The 1,069-nt window shown below is 49.7% G+C and carries 2 protein-coding genes; both read right to left on the bottom strand.

Going from position 1 to position 1,069, the window contains the following annotated elements:
- The coding region (locus ACFRAK_RS27670) for a PcsB-like coiled-coil domain-containing protein (RefSeq protein WP_483878290.1) at positions 1–446 on the bottom strand (446 nt) is incomplete at its 3' end.
- 32 nt (positions 447–478) lie between these two features.
- Positions 479–1,069: permease-like cell division protein FtsX (gene ftsX / locus ACFRAK_RS27675; protein ID WP_394572984.1), on the bottom strand; the 591-nt coding region annotated here is incomplete at its 5' end.

A 1,069-nucleotide genomic window follows, 5' to 3' on the forward strand; every position in this document is an offset into this window, starting at 1 on the left:
AAATCACTGAAGCTTGTAGAGGAGAGCAGTACGTCAAGATACGATACCTGCCCGTCCATATAGATGAGACGAACGCGAGATTCCAACAGCTTCTCACGAGATTCAATACGTTCCTCGGCAGCTTCCAGTTCAACCGTAGTTATTCTAAGCTGGTCCTCCGTCTCCTCGATCTTCATGGAGATCTTGGTCAACTCATTACTCACAATACTAATCTGTTCCATCACGTATTTCAGATTATTCGTCGTCTTGTTCTTATAGTGCTGCGCTTCTTGCTTATCATCGGCGGCTTTGCTCTTCTGCTCCCGCGCTTGCCTCACCTGCTCCTGCAGGGTCTTCAGTTCCTTGTCTACATCAGCTGCCGTCTTCTTCTGTGCTTCTGAGGTAGTAGGTTGGATCATAACAGTGGCCAGTAATAAGGCTGCTAAGCCAGCGGCGATTTTCTTCAACGTTCGCTCCCCATCCTTTACTCTGTTATTTATTATACTTTCAGGAATTTACGTATCGACATCGTGCTTCCCCAAATGCCTATGATCATGCCAAGTCCAATGATGGTTCCCCCGAGCAGCATCCATAGATCTCCAAGTGGAATCAAACTTTGCGCAAGGGTTATGTCACTCTGAACCGCAGTGTGCAAGCGGGAGTAACCCACGAACAACAAGGCAACGGTAACGATGGAACCAAGCAGGCCGATCATAGCCCCTTCCACGAAAAACGGCCAGCGAATAAAGTTGTTCGTCGCTCCGACCAGCTTCATGATGCTGATCTCACGGCGGCGGGCCAGAATGGTTACCCGGATCGTATTGGATATCAGGAACATCGACATCAAGGCTAGACCACCTACGAAAATAAACCCGATATTCCGCACGGTTCTTGTGATCTTGAACAACGTCTCAACCGTGCCCTCACCATACTTGACTCGCAGGATCGGCTGTTCTGCATGCTTCTCGTTCAAGGCGCTGATCTTGTCCGCCACAAAAGCGACGGTGGTCGGTTCAATGACCGAAACCTCAAACGCATCCGGCAACGGGTTCTGGTCCTCTTCGCTAAAGCCTACCAGCCATACGGAACT

This window comes from Peribacillus sp. NPDC056705 (assembly GCF_043656335.1).